This is a genomic window from Bordetella genomosp. 12, from assembly GCF_002261355.1.
GTDB lineage: Bacteria > Pseudomonadota > Gammaproteobacteria > Burkholderiales > Burkholderiaceae_B > Bordetella.
In genome coordinates this window covers 568581-587949 of sequence record NZ_NEVU01000003.1, presented here as the reverse complement: position 1 = coordinate 587949, position 19369 = coordinate 568581, and the positions used below count along the sequence as shown (strand labels likewise).

At 64.5% G+C, this 19369-nt stretch carries 16 protein-coding genes; 14 read left to right on the top strand and 2 right to left on the bottom strand.

Annotated features, from left to right (window positions below; all coding sequences use genetic code 11):
* Nucleotides 1-260: 260 nt before the first annotated feature.
* From rimP to typA, 6 genes are all read left to right on the top strand, one after another.
* Entirely contained in the window at nt 261-740 is a 480-nt protein-coding gene (gene rimP / locus CAL22_RS14865) for a ribosome maturation factor RimP (RefSeq protein WP_094816657.1), read from the top strand.
* Nucleotides 737-2215: a transcription termination factor NusA gene (nusA, locus tag CAL22_RS14860; RefSeq protein WP_094814536.1), complete on the top strand. Its 1479-nt coding sequence runs from the start codon at nt 737-739 to the stop codon at nt 2213-2215. Before rimP ends, nusA begins: the two co-directional genes overlap by 4 nt.
* A gap of 76 nt (nt 2216-2291) precedes the next feature.
* Nucleotides 2292-5405 (top strand): translation initiation factor IF-2, encoded by a 3114-nt coding sequence (gene infB, locus CAL22_RS14855; protein WP_094814534.1) that lies wholly within the window; start codon nt 2292-2294, stop codon nt 5403-5405.
* A gap of 27 nt (nt 5406-5432) precedes the next feature.
* Entirely contained in the window at nt 5433-5831 is a 399-nt protein-coding gene (gene rbfA / locus CAL22_RS14850) for a 30S ribosome-binding factor RbfA (protein ID WP_094814532.1), read from the top strand.
* 42 nt (nt 5832-5873) lie between these two features.
* Nucleotides 5874-6614 (top strand): tRNA pseudouridine(55) synthase TruB, encoded by a 741-nt coding sequence (gene truB / locus CAL22_RS14845; protein WP_094814530.1) that lies wholly within the window; start codon nt 5874-5876, stop codon nt 6612-6614.
* A 10-nt stretch (nt 6615-6624) separates the two neighbouring features.
* On the top strand, nt 6625-8445 hold the full coding sequence (typA, locus tag CAL22_RS14840; protein ID WP_094814528.1) for a translational GTPase TypA: 1821 nt from the start codon (nt 6625-6627) through the stop codon (nt 8443-8445).
* Nucleotides 8446-8541: 96 nt separating this feature from the next.
* Here typA and CAL22_RS14835 read toward each other — a convergent pair whose 3' ends face one another.
* On the bottom strand, nt 8542-10128 hold the full coding sequence (locus CAL22_RS14835; RefSeq protein WP_094814526.1) for a gamma-glutamyltransferase: 1587 nt from the start codon (nt 10126-10128) through the stop codon (nt 8542-8544).
* 36 nt (nt 10129-10164) lie between these two features.
* On the opposite strand from CAL22_RS14835, the gene CAL22_RS14830 reads away from it, so the two are divergent.
* From CAL22_RS14830 to sodC, 7 genes are all read left to right on the top strand, one after another.
* A complete protein-coding gene (locus CAL22_RS14830; RefSeq protein ID WP_094816655.1) occupies nt 10165-10935 on the top strand; it encodes a spermidine synthase in 771 nt (256 codons plus the stop codon).
* A gap of 77 nt (nt 10936-11012) precedes the next feature.
* Nucleotides 11013-11762, top strand: a complete 750-nt coding sequence (locus CAL22_RS14825; RefSeq protein ID WP_094814524.1) for a GntR family transcriptional regulator — start codon at nt 11013-11015, stop codon at nt 11760-11762.
* Nucleotides 11725-12984 carry a malonyl-CoA decarboxylase domain-containing protein gene (locus tag CAL22_RS14820; protein WP_094814522.1) on the top strand — a complete coding sequence of 420 codons (1260 nt, stop codon included), beginning with the start codon at nt 11725-11727 and terminating at the stop codon, nt 12982-12984. The genes CAL22_RS14825 and CAL22_RS14820 overlap by 38 nt, the downstream gene beginning before the upstream one ends.
* On the top strand, nt 12985-13764 hold the full coding sequence (locus CAL22_RS14815; RefSeq protein ID WP_208622009.1) for an enoyl-CoA hydratase/isomerase family protein: 780 nt from the start codon (nt 12985-12987) through the stop codon (nt 13762-13764).
* 5 nt (nt 13765-13769) lie between these two features.
* Nucleotides 13770-15311, top strand: a complete 1542-nt coding sequence (locus tag CAL22_RS14810; RefSeq protein ID WP_094814520.1) for a malonate--CoA ligase — start codon at nt 13770-13772, stop codon at nt 15309-15311.
* Between the two features lie 168 nt (nt 15312-15479).
* Nucleotides 15480-16448 (top strand): Bug family tripartite tricarboxylate transporter substrate binding protein, encoded by a 969-nt coding sequence (locus CAL22_RS14805; protein WP_094814518.1) that lies wholly within the window; start codon nt 15480-15482, stop codon nt 16446-16448.
* 117 nt (nt 16449-16565) lie between these two features.
* Nucleotides 16566-17090 (top strand): superoxide dismutase family protein, encoded by a 525-nt coding sequence (gene sodC / locus CAL22_RS14800; RefSeq protein WP_094814516.1) that lies wholly within the window; start codon nt 16566-16568, stop codon nt 17088-17090.
* 37 nt (nt 17091-17127) lie between these two features.
* Here sodC and CAL22_RS14795 read toward each other — a convergent pair whose 3' ends face one another.
* The gene (locus tag CAL22_RS14795; protein ID WP_094814514.1) at nt 17128-18084 is read right to left on the bottom strand and encodes an aldo/keto reductase; all 957 of its coding nucleotides are present in this window, start codon (nt 18082-18084) and stop codon (nt 17128-17130) included.
* A gap of 226 nt (nt 18085-18310) precedes the next feature.
* On the opposite strand from CAL22_RS14795, the gene CAL22_RS14790 reads away from it, so the two are divergent.
* Complete coding sequence (locus CAL22_RS14790) at nt 18311-19279, top strand: ABC transporter substrate-binding protein (protein ID WP_094814512.1); 969 nt, start codon at nt 18311-18313, stop codon at nt 19277-19279.
* Nucleotides 19280-19369 lie beyond the last annotated feature (90 nt).

Here is a 19369-nt window from a genome sequence, read left to right as displayed (position 1 = left end):
CTTGCCCCGTAGTGGATGCCGAGCGGGGTCGGGGCAGCTGGCGCTTGCGGGGCCTTAAAACGAGGTTCTCGGGCAGGGAAATGCAGGCTTGCCATGGTGGGCGGTCTGGGCCGGAGTCGGGCCAGGCGGCACGGGTGGCAGGCAATCGCGGCAAAAGCCGCAGAGCGTTCGGGTTGCGGCGCGTGTTTCGCAAAGGCGAAACCGGCAGGCAGGTCGGGCAACACGGTGGGCTGGGCATGCAGCCCATTTTTTTTGAGCGTATGGCTGATTTATTCGCATTGACCGAAGAAGCGTTGGCGGGCATGGGCATCGAGTTGGTCGATGTCGAGCGTGCCGCCCTGGGCTTGTTGCGCGTGACCATAGACCGCGAGGGCGGCGTTCGCATCGAAGATTGCGAACAAGTGTCCCGCCAGTTGTCGCGCGTTTTTGAGGTCGAAAACATCGATTACAAGCGGCTCGAAGTGGGCTCGCCTGGCGTTGATCGCCCGCTGCGTACCGAAGCGGAATTCCGCCGGTTCGCCCAAGAGCGCGTGGAGATCAAGCTGCGCGAAGCGGTCGATGGGCGCAAAGTGTTTACCGGCATCCTGCAGCTGGCGGAGCCATCTGCCGACGGCAAGACGGTGTTCGGTCTCGAATTTGAGGCAAAGAAGGACGATATTCAGGTGCTGAGCTTCACGCTCGATGACATCGAGCGCGCCAAGCTGGATCCCGTTCTGGATTTCAAGGGCAAAAAGCGATGAGTCGCGAAATTCTTCTGTTGGTTGACGCTCTGGCGCGTGAAAAAAACGTGACGCGTGAAGTCGTATTCGGGGCGCTGGAAAGCGCGCTGGCTTCGGCTATGAAAAAGCGTTTCAAGGAAGACGCCGATATCCGCGTCTCGATCGATCGTGAAACGGGCAGCCATGAGGGCTTCCGTCGCTGGCTCGTGGTGCCTGATGAGGCTGGCCTGCAAGAACCGGACAAGCAAGAGATGCTGTCCGATGCGCGCGAGATTTCGCCCGATCTGCAGGAAGGTGATTACATCGAAGAGCCGCTGGAGCCGGTCGAGTTCGGCCGTATCGGCGCTCAGGCGGCCAAGCAGGCGATTCTGCAAAAAATCCGTGACGCCGAGCGCGAGCAGGTGCTCAATGACTTCCTCGACCGTGGCGAGACCATTATCTCGGGCACGATCAAGCGCATGGACAAGGGCGATTGCATCGTCGAGACGGGCAAGATCGAAGCGCGTCTGCCGCGCACCGAGATGATTCCCAAGGAAAACCTGCGAGTCGGCGACCGCGTACGCGCTTTCGTGCTGCGTGTGGATCACGCCGCCCGGGGCCAACAGGTCATTCTGTCGCGCACCTCGCCGGAATTCATCCGTCAGCTGTTCGAAAACGAAGTGCCCGAGATCGAGCAGGGTCTGCTCGAGATCAAGGCAGCCGCCCGCGACCCGGGTGTGCGCGCCAAGATTGCGGTGGTCGCTTATGACAAGCGCATCGATCCCATCGGTACTTGCGTGGGCATGCGCGGTTCGCGCGTGACTGCCGTGCGCAATGAGCTTGGCGGCGAACAGGTCGACATCGTGCTGTGGTCGGAAGACCCGGCGCAGTTCGTCATCGGCGCCCTGGCGCCGGCCAACGTCGAGTCCATCGTGGTCGACGAAGACAAGCACGCCATGGATGTCGTGGTCGATGAGGAAAACCTGCCCAAGGCGATCGGCGCCAAGGGCCAGAACGTGCGTCTGGCCTCCGAGCTGACCGGCTGGCAGATCAACATCATGACGCCGGAAGAAAGCCTCAACCGCCAGGAAAACGAGCGTGCCACGCTGCGCGCCGCCTTCATGGACAAGCTGGATGTGGACGAAGAAGTCGCCGATATCCTGATTGACGAGGGCTTTACCGGCCTGGAAGAAATCGCCTATGTCCCCATGCAGGAACTGCTGGAGATCGAGGCGTTTGACGAAGATACGATCAACGAGTTGCGCGCCCGCGCCCGCAATGCCTTGCTGACCGAGGCCATTGCCCAGGAAGAACGCCTGGAAACTGCGCAGGATCTGCTCGAACTGGAAGGCGTGACGCCGGAACTGGCTGCCAAGCTGGCCGAGCGCGACGTGCATACGCGGGACGACCTGGCCGAACTGGCGACCGACGAGCTGGCGGAGATCGCCGGCATGGACGAACAGCAGGCCAGCGACCTGATCATGCGTGCGCGTGCCCACTGGTTTGACGAGGAATGATCGCGCCGCTGCCTGGCGTTGCTGGACCGCCCCGCGTTGGAAATTGTAAATAGCTGCAGATAGGGAAGAGAGCCTAATGTCGAGTAATACTGTCGCCCAGTTCGCTACCGAGCTGAAAATGCCTGCCAACGTGCTGCTGGAGCAGTTGCGTTCGGCCGGCGTTGACCTCAAATCGGTCGACGATACCGTCACCGACAGCGACAAGGCGAAATTGCTCGACTCGCTGCGCCGCGCGCACGGCGCGACCGACGGCAAGAAGATCACGCTGACCCGCCGTCAGACTTCCGAGATCCGTCAGGCGGACGCCACGGGGCGTTCCCGTACGATTCAAGTCGAAGTGCGCAAAAAGCGCGTCTTCGTCAAGCGCGACCCGGCCGAACTGGCCGCGGAAGCCGCTGCCGATGCCCAGGCCGCCGCCGATCTGGCTGCTGCCGAGACTTCGCCTGCACCGGCCGAGCCGGTGGAGGCAGCCGTGACGGCGCCTGAGGCGCAAGCGCCCCAGTCCGCCCCGACCGAAGCCGTTGTGCCGGAAGAAGCCAAGGCCGAAGCGCCTCAGGCCGAAGACGCGCCCAAGGCGGAAGTCGAAGCGGCCGAACCGGCGCCTGCCGTCCAGGCAGCGCCGGCGCCTGAACCCGAACAGGCAGCAGAACCTATCAAGACCCAGGCGGCCGAGGCCGCCACCGAAACCCCGGCACCGGCGGAAACGTCGGCGCCTGCTCCCGCGGTCAAGGCTGAAGCAGAGCCCCAGTCCGCCCAACCCGCAGCTTCCCGCGAGCAATCAACGGCACAGCCGGTCGAGCCCGAAGCCAAGCAAGAATCTGTCGCAGTGCCCACGACTCAAGAAGCCGGGCCCGAATCCGTTGTGCAAGCTCAAACCGAAATAAACTCCAAATCCCCAGCCCAAGCGGCCAAATCCGAATCCACCCAGACGCTGTCCAAGGCTGAGCTGGCACGCCCGCAGGTCGCCGCCGACGCGGTGCGCCGCGCGGCCGCTGCCTCCACGGCTCCCGGCGCTCGCGAAGACGCACGCCGCAAGGCGGAGGCAGAAGCCGCCGCCTTGCGCGAAATGCTGAATCGTCCGCGTAAGGTGCTGCGTGCACCTGAACCGGAAGCCGCGCCCAGCACCCCGGCCTTGTCTGGCACGTTGCATAAGCCTGCTGGCAAGAAAGACGCCGCGGCCGCGCCCAAGAAAGAGGGCGGTGCCAACAAGCCGGCACCCGCAGCCGGCGGCAAGAAGACCATCAAGACGGCCGAGGTTTCCTCGACCTGGAGTGATGACGCTTCGCGCAAGAAGCCGGCCGACAAGACGGCCGCCACGCCCAATACCCGTGACGGCTGGCGCGCCGGCGGCAAGGGCGGTGGCGGCGGTAAGGGTTCGCGCAATGGCCGCAATCACCAGAACGATCGCCGTCATGAGCCCGCCGCTCAGGAATTCATCGCGCGTGAGATTCACGTGCCGGAAACGATCTCCGTGGCCGATCTGGCTCACAAGATGTCCGTCAAGGCAGCCGAAGTCATCAAGCAATTGATGAAGCTCGGCCAGATGGTCACCATCAACCAGGTGCTGGACCAGGAAACCGCGATGATCGTCGTCGAGGAACTGGGCCACGTGGCGATTGCCGCCAAGCTGGATGATCCGGAAGCCTTCCTGGACGAAACCCCCGCAGCGACCGAGGCCGAAGCCTTGCCGCGCGCGCCGGTGGTGACCGTCATGGGCCACGTCGACCACGGCAAGACCTCGCTGCTGGATTACATCCGCCGCGCCAAGGTTGCCGCGGGCGAAGCCGGCGGCATTACGCAGCACATCGGCGCCTATCACGTCGAAACCGATCGTGGCAGCGTGACCTTCCTGGATACCCCGGGCCACGAAGCCTTTACGGCCATGCGTGCCCGTGGTGCCAAGGCCACCGATATCGTGATTCTGGTTGTCGCCGCCGATGACGGCGTCATGCCGCAAACGCGCGAAGCCATCCACCACGCCAAGGCGGCCGGTGTGCCCCTGGTCGTGGCGGTCAACAAGATCGACAAGCCCGACGCCAACCCCGAGCGCGTCAAGCAGGAACTGGTCGCCGAGGAAGTCGTGCCGGAAGAATACGGCGGCGACGTGCCTTTCGTGCCCGTGTCGGCCAAGACCGGCGCTGGCATCGACGAGCTGCTCGAAAACGTCCTGCTGCAGGCCGAAATTCTGGAGCTGACCGCTCCGGTCGAAGCCTCCGCCAAGGGTCTGGTCATCGAAGCCCGCCTGGATAAGGGCCGGGGTCCGGTTGCCACCATCCTGGTGCAAAGCGGTACGCTCAAGCGCGGTGACGTGGTGCTGGCCGGCGCGAGCTTCGGCCGTGTGCGCGCCATGCTCGACGAAAACGGCAAGCAGATTCAAAGCGCGGGTCCCTCGATTCCGGTCGAAATTCAGGGCCTGACCGAAGTGCCCGCGGCCGGTGATGAACTCATCTCCCTGAGCGACGAGCGCAAGGCGCGCGAAATCGCGCTGTTCCGCCAAGGCAAGTTCCGCGACGTCAAGCTGGCCCGCCAGCAGGCCGCCAAGCTGGAATCCATGTTCGACAACATGGGCGAAGGTACGCAGACCCTGCCGTTGATCGTCAAGACCGACGTTCAGGGTTCGCAGGAAGCGTTGGTGAACGCGCTGACCAAGCTGTCGACCGACGAAGTGCGTGTGCAGGTCGTGCATGCTGCCGTCGGCGGGATCTCCGAAAGCGACGTCAACCTGGCGATCGCCTCGAATGCGGTGGTCATCGGCTTTAACGTGCGTGCCGACCAGAGCGCCAAGAAGCTGGCCGAGAACAACGGCATCGATCTGCGCTACTACAACATCATCTACGACGCCGTCGATGAAGTGAAGGCAGCCATGTCGGGCATGTTGGCGCCGGAGAAGAAAGAAGAAGTCATCGGTCAGGTCGAAGTGCGCGAGGTCTACACGATTTCGCGTATCGGCACCGTTGCCGGTTGCATGGTGCTCGATGGTCTGGTGCGTCGCGATTCGCAGGTCCGCCTGCTGCGCAACAACGTGGTCATCTGGACCGGTCAGCTCGATTCGCTGCGCCGCTTCAAGGACGACGTCAAGGAAGTCAAGTCGGGCTTCGATTGCGGCCTGACCCTGCGCGGCAGCAACGACCTGGAAGTGGGCGATCAGCTCGAAGTCTTTGAAATCAAGGAAATTGCGCGTACCCTGTAAACAAACAGGCCCCGCGCGGGTTGTTACATGAGCCGTCACAAGTCCAAATCCATCCCCGGCCGCAATTTGCGGTTGGCCGAACAGATCCAGAAGGATCTGGCCGGGATCATTCAGCGCGAGATCGATATGACTCGCGCTGGCCTGATCACGCTCTCGGGGGTGGAATTGTCGGCCGATTACGCGCATGCCAAGGTGCATTTCACGGTCTTGGGCGCCGAGCCCGAGACCGCTGCTGCCTTGCTGAACGAAAAGGCCGGCTGGCTGCATTCGCAGCTTTACAAGCTTCTCCATATCCACACCGTTCCGACCTTGCGCTTTGTGCACGATCCGCAACTGGAACGCGGCATCGAAATGTCGATGCTGATCGATCGCGCCAACCGCGGTCCGCAGTCGGGCGTTCCCGACGAGCCTGAAGACCAGTCCTGATCGGGCTGTCGTCGCTTTTTTTCTCTGTTTCGGATTCCGACGATGGCCAAACGACGCGGGCAGCCGCTCGACGGTGTTTTGTTGCTGGACAAACCGGTGGGTTTGTCGAGCAATCACGCCTTGCAGCGCGCCAAACGGACACTGGATGCCGCCAAGGCCGGTCATACGGGAACCTTGGACCCGTTTGCAACCGGGCTGCTGCTGTGCTGTATGGGGCGCGCGACCAAGATTTCGGGCGCGATGCTCAACGCCGACAAGACCTATCAGGCCACGCTGCAGTTTGGCGAAGAGACCGATAGCGGCGATCTGACTGGCAATGTCGTGGCACGGGCCGAGCCCGGCCAGGATGTTCCGGACGAAGCAGCGCTGCGCGAAGTGTTGTCACGTTTTCAGGGCAGCATTGAACAAATTCCGCCGATGTATTCGGCGCTCAAGCGCGACGGCAAACCGCTGTACGAGTATGCCCGCGCCGGTATCGAGTTGGAACGCCCGCCTCGGCGGGTCACGATTTATCGCATCGAACTGCTGTCGTTTACCGGGCACCAGGCCCAGATCGATGTGGCGTGCAGTAAAGGGACTTACATCCGTACGCTGGCCCAGGACATAGGGCGCGCGTTGGGGTGTTATGCCCACCTGGCGGCCCTGCGCCGCACCGAGGTCGGGCCTTTCTCCCTGGACCGCGCAGTAACCCTGGATGCCCTGCAAGCGATGCCCGACCCCAAGGCGGCCTTGCTTGCGCTCAATGAATTGCCGGCGGGGCTGCTTCCCGCCCCCCGAACTTAAAGGACCTGCTATGACCCGCGCATTGCGCAACGTCGCCATCATCGCCCACGTGGACCACGGCAAGACGACCCTGGTCGATCAATTGCTGCGCCAATCCGGCACTTTCCGCGAAAACCAGGCGGTTGCTGAACGGGTCATGGACTCGAACGACCTGGAAAAAGAACGCGGCATCACGATTCTGGCCAAGAACTGCGCCGTGGAGTATCAGGGCACGCACATCAACATCGTCGACACCCCGGGGCACGCTGACTTCGGTGGTGAAGTCGAGCGCGTGCTGTCCATGGTCGACGGCGTGCTCCTGCTGGTTGACGCGGTCGAAGGCCCGATGCCGCAGACCATCTTCGTGACCCGCAAGGCGCTGGCCCTGGGCCTCAAGCCCATCGTCGTGGTCAACAAGATCGATCGTCCCGGCGCGCGTCCGGACTTCGTCATCAATGCCACCTTCGAACTGTTCGACAAGCTGGGCGCCACGGAAGAGCAGCTCGACTTCCCGGTGATCTACGCCTCGGGCCTGTCGGGCTACGCCGGCGCCACCGAAGATGTGCGCAGCGGCGACATGCGCCCGCTGTTCGAAGCCATTCTGCAGCACGTGCCGCAGCGTGAGGACGACCCCAATGCGCCGCTGCAGATGCAGATCATCTCGCTGGATTACAACAGCTATGTCGGCAAGATCGGTGTGGGTCGCGTCAACCGCGGCCGCATGCGTCCCGGCATGGACGTGGCTTTCCGCTTCGGTCCCGAAGGGCAGGTGCAGCGTGGCCGCATCAACCAGGTGCTGAAGTTCAGCGGCCTGGAGCGTGAGGTGGTCGAGGAAGCCGAAGCCGGCGATATCGTGTTGATCAACGGTATCGAAGACCTCAATATCGGCACCACGGTGACCGATCCGGGCACGCCCGAGGCGCTGCCGGTGCTGCGCATCGACGAGCCGACCCTGACCATGAACTTCATGGTCAACACCTCGCCGCTGGCCGGCCGCGAAGGCAAGTTCGTCACCAGCCGCCAATTGCGCGATCGTCTGGACCGCGAACTCAAGTCCAACGTGGCGCTGCGCGTGCGCGACACGGGCGATGACACGGTGTTCGAAGTGTCTGGCCGTGGTGAACTGCACCTGACCATTCTGCTGGAAACCATGCGCCGTGAAGGCTATGAGCTGGCGGTTTCGCGTCCGCGCGTGGTGTTCAAGGAAGTCGACGGCGTCAAGTGCGAACCCTACGAGGCCTTGACGGTAGACGTCGAGGACCCGCATCAGGGCGGCGTGATGGAAGAACTGGGCCGCCGCCGTGGCGATCTGCAGGACATGCAACCCGATGGCCGTGGCCGCACGCGCCTCGAGTACATCATCCCGGCACGGGGCCTGATCGGCTTCCAGAACGAGTTCCTGACGCTGACGCGCGGCACGGGCCTGATGAGCCACACCTTCCACGAGTATGCTCCGGTGCGTGAAGGCGCGATCGGCGAGCGCCGCAACGGCGTGCTGATCAGCCAGGACAACGGCGACGCCGTGGCCTACGCCCTGTGGAAGCTGCAGGATCGCGGCCGCATGTTCGTCAGCCCCGGCGAACCGCTGTACGAAGGCATGATCATCGGTATCCACAGCCGCGACAACGATCTGGTCGTCAACCCGATCAAGGGTAAGCAGCTGACCAACGTGCGGGCTTCGGGCACGGACGAGGCCGTGCGCCTGGTGCCGCCCATTCAGCTGACGCTGGAGTACGCGGTCGAGTTCATCGATGACGACGAACTGGTCGAGATCACGCCCAAGTCCATCCGTCTGCGCAAGCGTTATCTGCAAGAGCACGAGCGTCGCCGCGCATCGCGCGAAAACGCGTAAGCGACTGCGCACGGGGCGGATGGTGTTCCGCCCTGGTGTGGCACAAGGCCTGAGCCGGCAAGTCCGGGCTCAGGCCTTTTTCATGGCGGGGCCGGTTCAGGCCTGACGGCCTTGATGCTCGGCCAGGGCGGCGTCGCCCCAGGGAGCCATGATTTCCGTGCATCCCTGGTTGCCTTGCCGGTCGCGCGCCACGCCGCTTGGGCAGGCATAGGCCAAGGGATAGACGCCGCGGCGAGCCAGGGCATGGGGGAAACGCCCCGCCAACGCCGCCACGGTCAGTTCGCCCAGCGCCGGGTCGATGATGAGGGTGTCGGTGCTGGCATCGATGCGCGGATGGTGAAAGGCTTCCTCCAGCGACATGCCATAGTCCATCAGAAAGGACGTCAATTGCAGCACGGCGGGCAGGATCTTGCGTCCGCCGGAAGCGCCCAGCGCGAAGACGCGGTCGTCATGCCGGCCCACCACCGGGCAGATGTTCATCAGGCAGCGTTTGCCCGGAGCCAGGGAATTGGGCTTGCCGGGCTCGGGGTCGAACCACATGATGCCGTTGTTCAGCAGCATGCCGGTCGACGGCGCGACCACGTGCGAGCCGAAGGCCGACAGCAAAGTCTGCGTCACCGCGCACATATTGCCCTGGCGGTCGACGACGCTGAAATGCGTGGTGCAGCCCGGGGTGCGAGGATCTTCGTTGTCTCCCATATGCTGGAACCGCCATTGGTACTCATCCAGGAGGACCTGCGCATAGCTTTCGAAAGCGGCCGGGCCGGGGCGGCCCTGGGGCTGCAGCAAGCTTTCCAGGCGGCCCAGGCAGCGGGCCAGGTTGGGGCCCGCGGTCATCTGCGGGGTGGCGTACACCGTACCCCCACGATAGGGGATGGCCAGCGCATCCAGCCATTGCGCCTCGTAGTGCTGCAAATCGGCCAGCGCCAGGCTGCCGCCCTGAGCCTGGATGTCGGCGGCCAGCGCGCGGCCGATGTCACCGCCATACAGCGCCTGCGCGCCTTCCTCGGCCAATTGGCGCAGGGTCTGGGCCGCACGCCGGAAATCCAGACGTTTGGCCGCCGTGGCGGTCCAGCCGCTGGACTTGGGCCACAGGCCTTCATCGAGAAACATCGCGGCGGCGGCGGGGTCGCGCGCCAGCCAGCGTGCCGAACCGGCGATCATCAACGTGGCATACCAATCGACCAAGGGCCCCTCTTCGGCTAGGGCGATGGCGCTTTGCAGGTTGTCACGCCAGGGCAGCCGGCCATAGGCCTGGTGTGCTGCGGCCATGCCGGCCACCGTGCCGGGCACGGCAACGGCCCGGGCGCCGCGGCAATTGCGGTCATCGACCACGGCCGGCCAGGGGAAGAGGTCAGCCGAAACGCTGCCGTCGCCCGCCAGGGGGTAGTCCTTGGGATCCAGCGCGGCAGGCGAGCGCATGCCGAAGTGCACCACCCGGGTCTGCCGGGTGTCGGCACGATAGATGACCATGGCGCCGCCGCCCATGGGGCCGCTCATCCAGGGTTCGACCACCCCGGCGGCAAACGAGGTGGCGACGGCGGCATCCACGGCATCGCCGCCCGCGGCCAGGATGGCCGCGCCGGCTTCGGCGGCTTTGCGATGCTGGGCGGCGACGACACCGTCGGCGCTGTGCAGTACGGTCTTGCGGGTGATTTGGGTGCTGGAAAAATTGTCGTGCACGTGGGTCTCCTCGGGGGCTATCGCTACAATGCCGTGATGTCACGACGCAATCAACCCTCAGACCTGGATCAGCCTTCGCTTTCGGAGGCCGATGGCGTGCGCTACCTGCATTTCGGCAGTGAATGGATTCAAGGCGCTATGCGCATCCGGAATCCCGCCGAGCTGGTGCTGGAGTACACCTCGCAAATGATGGCCTGGCTGCTCTTTCTGGAGCCGCCGCGCGAGCAATCCATTGGTTTGCTCGGGCTGGGCGCGGGGTCGCTGGCGCGCTTCTGTCTCAAGCACACCCGCAGCCGGCTGGACGTCGTGGAGTGGAATCCGCAGGTGACGGCCGTCTGCCAGATGTTCTTCAAATTGCCGACGCCGGCGCGTCTGGAAGTGCATCACGAGGACGCCGCGGTCTGGGTGGGCGATCCTTTGCATGCCGGCCGTTGCCAGGTGCTGATGGTGGACCTGTACGACGCCAAGGCCGAGGGGCCGGTGCGTGACAGCGTCGGCTTTTATCGCGATTGCCGCCGCGTGCTGGGCGAGGTCGGTGTGCTGGCGGTCAATCTGTTCGGCAGGCACGAGAGTTTCGGTCGCAACATCGCCAACCTCTCGAAGGCCTTTGACGATCGGATCATCCTCTTGCCTGAAATCGATGCGGGCAACCAGATCGTCCTGGCCTTTACGGGCCCGTCCCTGGCTGTGACCCCGGCCGAGCTGCTGGCGCGGGCCGAAGTGGTCGAATCCCAGTATGGGCTGCCCGCGCGCCGCTGGGCGCGATCGCTGTCGGGCCACGCCGTCAACGGCCTGCTGCATCTCTGATTCGAGGGTTTTTCCTGGGGCAGACAGGGGCGCCAAGCCGGTTTACCATGGCTGTAATTATGCATTATGGATAAGCCATGGCTGCTCCGATTGTCCGGCAGGCGCTCTACCTGGAGGTCGCAGACCGCCTGCGCGACATGATTCGCGCCCAGGTGCTGGCCTCGGGCCAGTGGATAGACGAGTTGCGGCTGACCGAACAACTGGGGATTTCGCGCACACCCTTGCGCGAGGCGCTCAAGGTGTTGGCCAACGAAGGGCTGGTGCGTCTGGAGCCGCGGCGTGGCAGCTTCGTCAACGAACTCGCGCTGGCCGATCTGGAGCAGATCTTTCCCCTCATGGCCATGCTGGAGGGGCGTTGCGCCTACGAGGCGGCCCAGAAAGCCACGCCCGACGATCTCCAGGCACTGGCGCCGCTGCATGACAACCTGCGCGAGCAGGCCGCGGCCGGCAGGATGAACGACTACTACGACACCAATTACCGCATCCATATCAAGGTGCAGTCGCTGGCGGATAACCGCTGGCTATCCGACATGGTGGACAAGTTGCGCAAAGTGGTCGGCCTGTTCCGGCACAAAAGCCTTGCGCTGCCGGGCCGCCTGCAGGAATCCTGCGCCGAACATCTGGCCATCTATGCCGCATTGCTGGCGCGTGATCCGGAAGGTGCCGAAGCGCTCACGCGCAAGCACTTGCTGCGGCAGATGGACGCCCTGCGCCTGCTGGCGCAAACGCAGCCCGGTCAGCGGCTGCCCGACTCGGAGGAGCAAGCTCATGTCATCTCTGGACAGACCGATGGCCGCGGGCGGCGTGCAACCGCGCGCGCCGGGTGAGGACCCTGGCGCCGGCAGTGGCCTGATGGCCCGGCTGGGCCGTTTGCTCGAGCGCGATCCGTTCGCCGATACGGAGATTCTGGTGCTGTTTCAGGCGCGCGCGACCGATGTGCGCGCCAATAAGCTGGCCGCAGGCTGGTGCGCGGCCTACGCGCAGGCAGACGGCGCGCGACGCCGTAGCCTGCTGGCCGGCCTGACGCGCGCGCAGGCACGTCTGGACCCCGCCGCCGACGAGACCGCGCGCCTGTTCAAACGGTTCAACGCGCAATCCGATGGCCTGCGTTTTCTGGTGAGCCTGCGCGCCGATATGCTGCGCTGGCGCAAGCAGGTTGCCGGGCTGCAGGCGCTGGAACAGGTGCTGGAGGAGCTGCTCTCGGCCTGGTTCGACGTGGGGCTGCTGGAGCTGCGCCCGCTGACCTGGGACAGCCCGGCCTCCTTGCTCGAAAAACTGATCCAGTACGAAGCCGTGCACGCCATACAGTCCTGGGATGATCTGCGGCATCGCGTCGCCACCGACCGGCGGTGCTATGCCTACTTTCATCCGCAGATGCCGGACGTGCCGCTCATCTTCGTGGAGATCGCCTTTGATGCCCGCATGTCGGATAGCGTCCAGTCCTTGCTGGATACGCAGGCGCCGACTCAGGACCTGAGCCGCGCGCGCTGGGCGATTTTTTATTCCATCTCCAACACGCAGGAGGGTTTGCGGGGCATCAGTTTCGGCAATTTTCTGCTCAAACGTGTGATCGAACGGTTGTTGCAGGAGTTACCGCAGCTCAAGTCGTTCGCCACGCTGTCCCCCATGCCGGGCTTTAGCGCCTGGCTGGCGCGCCTGAAGGGAGCCGAAGTCGAGCGCATCGTTCGCGGTGAGACGGGCGGCGAAGGCCGCACACCCGAAGGGGCGCGCTGGGTGGCGCGCCTGAGCCGGGCCGCGCGCGGCAAACCCTCGGAAGCCCTGCGCCGCGCTGGCGTCAAGCTGGCCGCGCACTATCTGCAGACCTTGAAACAGGCGCAACCGCTGGACCCGGTGGCGCGCTTTCACCTGGGCAATGGCGCGCGCCTGGAGCGGCTGAACTGGGCCGCGGATGTCTCCGACAAGGGCTTGGAGCAGTCCTGCGGCATGATGGTCAATTACCTCTACGTGCTGGAGGATCTGGATACCAACCTGGCGCGCCTGCAGGCGGGCAAGATCACGCTCAGCCGTGGCTTCGGCAGGGTGGTCTGAGTGGACGGCAATGTGATCTGGCAACGGCAGGGCCGGGTGGCGCGGGTGCAGATCGCGCATCCCGGCCGTCTGAACGCCATCACGGTAGACATGTGGCGGCAACTGCGCGAAGTGTTCGCGCAGATCGCGCAGGACTCCCAGGTGCATTGTGTCGTCTTGCGGGGCGCGCAGGGCAATTTTGCCGCCGGCGCGGATATTCGCGAGTTCGACCGCGAGCGCGGCGATCGTGCCGCCGTCATGCGTTACCACCGCGACATCCTGGCCCCTGCGCTGGCGGCGATCGCCGATTGTCCGCAACCGGTGGTGGCCGAGATCGAGGGCGTGTGCGTGGGCGGAGGCCTGGAGATCGCCGCGCAATGCGACATCCGTATTGCCTGCCCCGAGGCCCGTTTCGGCGCACCGATCAATCGCCTGGGTTTTCCCATGGCCCCCGATGAGATGCGTGGCTTGCTGGCCCTGTTGGGCCGGGCGGCCACCCTGGCGCTGCTGCTCGAGGGCAGGGTGTTCGACGCGGCCGAGGCGCTCCGGCTGGGCCTGCTGACGCGAGTGGCGCAGCCGGGCGGTCTGGCCGGCGCGGTACAGGCTTCGGTCGATCATATCCTGGGCGGCGCGCCCGATGCCGCGCGGCGCAACAAGCGCCTGGTGCGGCGTCTGGAGCGGGGCGGGCCGCTGACGGAAGCGGAATATCTGGAATTTTTCTCGTATGCCGACAGCCACGATCATCGGGAAGGCGTGCGCGCCTTTCTGGCTGGCGAAAAACCATTATTCAATGGAGAGTGACAACGGTGAGCAATGCCAATCTGTACGCCGTCCTGGCGGCGGGTTTTCCCAAGGACCGCAGCAAGGTCGCCTTGGAAACGCCCGAACTGAAATACACCTGGGAGGACATCGAGCAGGCCAGCGCTTGCCTGGCCAATCTGCTTGCTTCCCTGAAGTTGCCCAAGGGCGCGCGCGTGGCCGTTCAGGTCGAGAAGTCGCCCGAGGCGTTGTTGCTGTATCTGGCCACTTTGCGCGCCGGATATGTCTATCTGCCGCTCAATACGGCCTACCGGGAATCGGAGGTGCAGTACTTTCTCGACAATGCCGAGCCGGCGGTGGTGGTGTGCGCCAGCGGCAATCTGGAGTGGGTCAGCCGCGCGGCGCAGGCCGCCGGCACCCGGCATGTCTTCACGCTGGATGACGATCGCACCGGGACGCTGCTGAGCGCCGCAGCCGGCATGCCGCGCCGCTTCCGCACCGTCGCGCGCAAACCTGATGATCTGGCCGCCATCCTGTACACCTCCGGCACCACCGGCCGCAGCAAGGGCGCCATGCTGTCGCATGGCAATCTGGCCGCCAATGCGCGCGTGCTTCACGATTATTGGGGCTGGCGTCAGGACGACGTGCTGTTGCACATGCTGCCCATTTTCCACGTGCACGGCCTGTTCGTCGCTTCACACGGCGCCTTGCTGGCCGGCGCGCGCATGATCTGGCTGCCGAAACTGGACCTGGATCAGGCGCTGCATTATTTGCCGCAGAGCACGATGATGATGGGGGTGCCGACCTATTATGTGCGCCTGCTCAGCGACCCGAGGTTCGGCCGCGACACGTGCGCCAATATGCGCCTGTTCATTTCCGGCTCGGCGCCGCTGCTGACCGAGACGTTCAACGACTTCCGCGAGCGCAGCGGCCACACCATTCTCGAGCGCTACGGCATGAGCGAAACGGTCATGCTGACTTCCAACCCCTACGCGGACGAGGGCGGCGAGCGTCTGGGCGGCACCGTGGGCCGGGCCCTGCCCGACGTGCAGGTGCGCGTCGTGGATGACGAAGGCCTCATTCTGCCGCCCGGCGAGATCGGCAACATTCAGGTGCGCGGCCCCAATGTCTTTGCCGGCTATTGGCGCATGCCGGAGAAGACCCGCGAGGAGTTCACCGCCGATGGCTGGTTCAAGACCGGCGATGTCGGCCGGTGGGGCGGCCAGGCGGCCGGCCGCGAGGTGCCGGCCGAGTATCTGTCCATCGTCGGGCGCAGCAAGGACCTGATCATCTCGGGCGGCTACAACGTCTACCCCAAGGAAATCGAAAGCGTGATCGATGACATGCCGGGCGTGGCCGAGTCGGCCGTCATCGGCGTGCCGCATCCTGACTTCGGCGAGGCGGTTGTGGCCGTGGTGGTGCCCAAGCCGCAGGCGCGACTCGATGCCGAGGCCATGCAGCAGGCGCTCAAAGCGCGCATTGCCAATTTCAAGGTGCCCAAGCGGATCCACATCGTCGATCAATTGCCGCGCAACACCATGGGTAAAGTGCAGAAGAACCTATTGCGCGAGACCTATCAAGGCTTGTGAGGCATGGCCCGGGGGCCAGGCCCCCGGTTACTGATTTTTCAACGTGAGGTGCAGCAGGCACAGACCCGGTAGTTTTGCAGTTCGTGGTGGTGGACAGACGTGTGCCTGCGGGCGCGCGGACATAACAGTAGCGGCTAGCCGCAATATGAATCCCGAGGAGGAGACCCCATGAAGCATCGCATCATCATCGCGGCTTGTGCCGCGCTGGCCAGCGTGGCCGCGCCTAGTGCGCAGGCGCAATGGCCCGAACGTCCCGTGACCATCATCGTGCCTTTCCCCGCAGGAGGCGGCACGGATACGTTTGCCCGTCCGCTGGCCCAGCAACTGGGCATGCAGATGGGCCAGAGCGTGGTCATCGACAACAAAGGGGGCGCGGGCGGCACCGTCGGCGCGGGCGTGGCGGCCAAGGCCAGGCCGGACGGCTATACCTTTTTCATGGGCGGCGCCCATCACGCGCTGGCACCTTCCCTCTACAAGAGCCTGAGCTACAACATCCAGAAGGATTTCGTGCCGGTGGCCCTGCTGGCCCAGCCGCCGCAGGTCATCGTCGTGAACAAACAGAAGCTGCCGGTCAAAACCCTGGCCGAACTCATCGCCTACGCCAAACAGCACTCCGGCGAAATCAACTTCGGCACCGCCGGCAAAGGCAGCACCCATCACCTGGCCGGCGAACTGTTCGCGCTGCAAAACGGCGTGAAGCTGGTCGATGTGCCCTACCAAGGCGCGGGCCCCATGCTCTCGGCGCTCATCGGTGGACAGGTGGACATGGCTTTCGACGGTTTGGGCTCGTCGGCCAACCATATCCGCTCCGGCAGCATCGTGCCGCTGGCCGTGGCCTCGGCCGAGCGTTCGCCGGCCTTCCCCGATGTCCCGACCGCCAGGGAGGCGGGGGTGCCCAATTACGAGGTATCCACCTGGTACGCCTTGTGGGCGCCGGCAGGCACGCCCAAGGAGGCCGTTGACAAGATGACGGCCGAGGTGACCAAGGCGTTGAATCAGCCCAAGATCAAGGAGATCTGGCTGGCCAATGGCTCGGCAACGCCCACCCTGACCGGAGCGCAGTTCGGCGCGTATGTCGATAGTGAAATCGGCCGCTGGGCCAAGGTGGTCAAGGACTCGGGTGTAACGCTGGATTAGCGTTGGAAAGCGAATGGGTCTGGATAAGGCAAGCGCATTGCCCGGCCGTGGCGCAGGCAGATACACTGCCCCTAGCCGTAAGCCACGGCCGTGTCTTTCCTTTCCGGAGGCTAGCCCATGAAATTCCTCGTGCAATCGACGCTGTGCGCCGCCCTATTGGCCGGCGCCGGCAGCGTGGCGGCGCAAACCGTCGACATGTATGCCGCCGGCCCCAATGGGCCGGAGCAGAAAGTGGGCACCATCAAGATCGAGCAGACCAAGTATGGCACCTTGCTGACGCCCATCCTGGAGGGCCTGCCCCCTGGCGTGCATGGCTTTCACCTGCATGACAAGCCGTCTTGCGACGCCACGACCGCGGATGGCAAGCCGGTGGCAGCCGGCGCCGCGGGCGGTCATTGGGATCCGGACAAAAGCAATTCGCACAAAGGCCCGTATGACGACAGCGGCCATAAAGGCGATCTGCCCGCCCTCTACGTAATGCCGGATGGCAAGGCCAATTATCCGGTGCTGGCTCCGCGGTTGAAGGCCAGCGAGCTCAAGGGCCACGCCCTCATGATCCACGCTGGCGGCGACAACCACAGCGATCATCCCATGCCATTGGGAGGCGGGGGCGCACGCATCCTCTGCGGCGTCGTCAAGTAAAACAAAGGCCTCCGCGGAGGCCTTTGTCTTGTCCGCATCATTGCCAGGCGCTGGCCTGGCTCAGGCGGTCGAGTTCTTCGCGCGTCAATTGCAGACGCGCCGCGCCGATCAATTCGCTCAACTGTTCCAGCGTGGTGGCGCTGGCGATCGGCGCGGTGATGCCTGGTTGGGCGATCTGCCAGGCCAACGCGACTTCGGCCAAGGTCGCGCCGGTGGCGTCGGCCACATCGTCCAGCGCAGCCAGAATACGGTGGCCGCGCTCATCCAGATAGGCTTGCACGATCTTTTCCCCGCGCACACTCTTGGCCGCATCCGAGGCTTGGCGATACTTGCCTGACAGGAATCCGCTGGCCAGGGCGTAGTAGTTGATGACGCCGACTTCCTGGGCCTGCACCAGCGCCTGCAGTCCGGACTCAAAGGGTTCGCGGGTATAGAGGTTGTACTCGGGCTGGATGCTTTCAAAGCGCGGCAGGCCGAGGCGTTCGCTGGTGATCAGGGCTTCGGACAGCCGTGCGGCGCTGTAATTGGAGGCGCCGATGACACGCACCTTGCCTGCCTGAATCAGATCGGCAAAGGCTTCCAGGGTATCGGCCAAGGGCGTATCCGGGTCATCGCGGTGCGCCTGGTAAAGGTCGATATGGTCGGTCTGCAGGCGCCGCAGAGAGTCCTCCACGGCCTGGCGGATGTAGGCCGGGGCCAGGCCCTGGCGATCGGGGGCCATTTCCATGCCGACCTTGGTGGCCAGCACGATCTTGTTCCGCTTGCCGGTTTTCTTGAGCCACTTGCCAATGAGGGTTTCCGACTCGCCGCCTTGATTGCCGCTTGCCCAGCGGGAGTAGACGTCGGCGGTGTCGATGAAGTTCAGACCGGCATCGACCAGGGCGTCGAGCAGCGAGAACGTGCCCGCCTCGTCCACGGTCCAGCCAAACACATTGCTGCCGAAGACAATGGGAGGAACGGCAAGGCCGGAACGGCCCAAGGGTCGAGTCTGCATGGAGCTTCCTTGGAGTAGTGGCGCTGAAGCAATTCAGTATATCGGTCTGGCCCCGGGCTCGGACGGTCTTTCAGGGATATCCCGTGGCCGCCGCCCCGCCACAAGCCCGGGGCCGCACGTTAGACTACGGGGTTTCCTGGACTGGTAAAAAGGGTCAGAAGCCCATGGCGCCGGGCCGGGAAGCAACCGCAAGCAAACATATCAATCTGGTGGAAGGAGCATTCCTATGCTGATCGGGAAAAAACATTTTCTGACCGTGGGAGCGCTGGCGCTGGCCATGGCGGCCGGTTCCGCGATGGCCCAGCAAAAGTCGGTGGCGGTGACCGCCATCGTCGAGCATCCAGCGCTGGATTCGGTGCGTGACGGCGTCAAGGAGGCCCTCAAGCAAGCGGGCTATGACGCCAATAAGAATCTCAAGTGGCAGTACCAGAGCGCCCAGGGCAATACCGGCACCGCCGCCCAGATCGCCCGCAAGTTCGTCGGCGACAAGCCCGACGCCATCGTGGCCATCGCCACGCCCTCGGCGCAGGCCGTGGTGGCCGCCACCAAGGACGTGCCGGTGGTTTACTCGGCAGTGACCGATCCGGTGGCCGCGCAGCTGGTGCCCAGCATGGGCGCCTCGGGCACCAATGTCACCGGCGTGTCGGATCTGCTGGCGCTGGACAAACAGATCGAGCTGATCAAGAAAGTCGTGCCTGACGCCAAGCGCGTGGGCATGGTCTACAACCCGGGCGAAGCCAATTCCGTCGTGGTGGTCAAGCAATTGCAGGAGCTCCTGCCCAAGTCCGGCATGACCCTGGTCGAAGCGGCCGCGCCGCGCACGGTGGACGTGGCTTCGGCCGCGCGCAGCCTGATCGGCAAAGTGGACGTGATCTACACCAACACCGACAACAACGTGGTCTCGGCCTACGAGGCGCTGGTCAAGGTGGGCAACGACGCCAAGATCCCGTTGATTGCTTCGGACACCGATAGCGTCAAGCGCGGCGCCATTGCGGCCCTGGGCATCAACTACCGCGATCTCGGTGTGCAGACCGGCAAGATCGTCGTGCGCATTCTCAAGGGCGAAAAACCCGGCGCCATTCCCTCCGAGACCAGCACCAAGCTGGAGCTCTATGTCAATCCGGGCGCAGCCGCCAAGCAGGGCGTGACCCTGCCCGAGGCGCTGGTCAAGTCTGCCGCCCAGGTCATCAAGTAAGCTGTGCCTGTGGGGCCGCCCACGGGGGCGGCCCTGAACCCTCTGTTCACACGCTGCGCGGGTTCACAAGACCCGCGCGGCCATGAGTCT